3 protein-coding genes are annotated in these 2,147 nt (G+C 73.3%); 2 read left to right on the top strand and 1 reads right to left on the bottom strand.

Annotation, left to right across the window (positions count from 1 at the left end; genetic code table 11):
* The coding region (locus tag VF468_04375) for an AfsR/SARP family transcriptional regulator (protein ID HEX5877550.1) at nt 1–843 on the bottom strand (843 nt) is incomplete at its 3' end.
* 177 nt (nt 844–1,020) lie between these two features.
* Here VF468_04375 and VF468_04370 point away from each other — a divergent pair.
* Together VF468_04370 and VF468_04365 are read left to right on the top strand one after the other, a co-directional pair.
* On the top strand, nt 1,021–1,233 hold the full coding sequence (locus VF468_04370; protein ID HEX5877549.1) for a hypothetical protein: 213 nt from the start codon (nt 1,021–1,023) through the stop codon (nt 1,231–1,233).
* A 290-nt stretch (nt 1,234–1,523) separates the two neighbouring features.
* On the top strand, nt 1,524–2,147 hold a 624-nt coding region (locus VF468_04365), incomplete at its 3' end, for a hypothetical protein (GenBank protein HEX5877548.1).

The following is a 2,147-nucleotide window of genomic DNA, read 5'->3' as shown; positions in this document are numbered from 1 at the left end:
CCGGCCGACAAACGCGGGGCCGGCGGCGGCGAGTGCCTGCGGCAACTCCCGGGCCGGGCCCGGCTCGACCGGCGGCGGGGGATCCAGGCCCGGGTCCTGGGCCAGGACCGCCGCGTGCAGCCGGCGCAGCTCCGCCCCCGGGTCGATGCCCAGCTCCTCGACCAGGATCGATCGGGCCCGCTGGTAGGCCAGCAACGCATCGGCCTGCCTGCCGGAGCGGTACAAGGCCAGCATGAGCTGGGCCCACAGCCGCTCCCGCAGCGAATGGTCCCGGACCAGGCCCTCCAGCTCGGCCACCACCTCCCGGTGCCGGCCCAGCCGCAGGTCCGCCTCGATACGATCCTCGACGGCGCCCAGCCGCAACTCGGCCAATCGATCGGCCTCGGCCGCGGCGACGTCGCTGTCGGTGAACTCCTCGAAGGCCTGGCCCCGCCACAGCCCTAACGCCTCCCCCAGCAGCGAGGCGGCGGCATCAGCCTGCCCATCGGAAAGCGCACGGCGCGCCTTGGCACCCAGCTCCTCAAAGCGCGTCGCGTCCAGCGCTCCCGACGCAACTCGCAGCCGGTAGCCCGGCTGGCGGGTGACCAGCACCTCGCCGGCGACGCCGCGGGCACGGCCCGGCTCCAGGACACGCCGCAGCCGCTTGACATGCGACTGCAGGGTCTTGGCCGCAGTCAGGGGCGGGTGCTCGCCCCACAGGCCCTGGACGAGCGCGTCCACCGGCACGCCCTGGTTGGGTCGTGTCAACAGCAGGGCCAGCAGCAGGCGTTCCTTCGGCCCCCCCAGCGCGACCGGGCCGTTGTCAGCCTCGACCTCCAGCGGCCCGAGCACTTGGAACCGCATGGCGCAAGCGTAATGCACCCCAAATAAAGGCGGTATCTGTCGAAGCCAGCGACCTGTCGCGCTCGCTCAGGGTGGCACCACGGCCGCTGCCACCGCGCTGCCACCCGGCCGCCACCGCCCCGCCACCGGGCCGGGTGACGCTGCCCGCACCAGCAACGTTCAGGAGAGGAGGGCGCCATGCAGCTTGACCCGCCGGCCCAGGAGTGTGAGGTGCGCCGCCGGCTCGGCGGGCTACTGGTCTGGAGCGGCCTGACCCTGCTTGCCGCCCTGGCCCTGGCCATGGCCATGGTCATCGCCAGCCTGGCCCTGGAGCTGGGCTCCGAGCCGGCACCGCCCCCAACCTCGCCGATCCAGTTCAGCCCGCCAGGCGGCCAGCAAATGGCCCAGTGAGCGGCCGGCCGGAGGGCGGTGGCCTGCAAGCAACAGGCGCAGCTACAGAAGGAGACGAGACAGATGCACAACCAGCATGCCGGGCTGAGCCAGGTGTTGGCTGAGCAGCGCATCACCGAACGCCACGAGCAGGCCGCCCATGCGCGGCTATCACGCGGCGCTCGCCCACCGCGCCGACGCAAGCGGTGGGCGGCGCGTGGCTGGTGGCAGCTGGCCCGATGGCCAGCCGTCGCCAACGACCAGCCAGCCCATCGCCCACACCGCGTCAATTGATCGATCGGAAGGTAACCATGTCCAAGCGCGCACGCGCACTCATCCTCGGGGCCACCCTGGCAGCCATGAACCTCGCCGGCCTGACCGCCGTCGCCCACGCCCAAGCCAACGACCCGGACGGTAAGGTGGCCCGACGGCTGGCCACCGAACGCCAAGCGGGGGAGCCCCAGCGCCACGGTCAGGTCGCATCCCAGGAGCAGACTGCTGCGGACGCTGCCCTGCGGCGGGTGCTGGCCCGAGAGCGCTTCTCCATCCCCAGCGGGACACCCGCCCAGGTGACCGCCCCAGCGCCTACCGAACCGAACGGGCGGCCCGGCTGGCTCCTCCCGGCGGAACTGCAGGCCCGGATGCAGGCTGACGCCGCCCAGCGGGCGCTGGCAGAGCGGTGGAGCTACTACAACCAGGCCACCCGGATGTCGCCGGCCGAGCTCAAGGCCTGGATGCAGGCCAAGGACCGCCCCGACACCCCGACAACCCCGCCGACCCAGGTGCCCGCGGCCCCGGTGCAGCCGACCGAGCCGAGCGGGCAGCCAACCTGGCTGGTCGTCTCGCTCGCGGCGCTGGCCGCAGCGCTGGCAGTGGTGGCGGGACTGGCCCTGCTGGCCGCCAGGCGCGCCAACCGCAGGGCTCAAGTCGGGCAC

The organism is Actinomycetota bacterium, assembly GCA_036280995.1.
Lineage (GTDB): Bacteria > Actinomycetota > CALGFH01 > CALGFH01 > CALGFH01 > CALGFH01.
The sequence above is the reverse complement of the archived record's forward strand: the minus strand, read 5'-3'. Positions and strand labels throughout refer to the sequence as shown.

Bases quoted from the DNA above. Each gene is read 5' to 3' on its own strand.
- VF468_04370 (HEX5877549.1), top strand. From the start codon at position 1,021: ATGCAGCTTGACCCGCCGGCCCAGGAGTGTGAGGTGCGCCGCCGGCTC.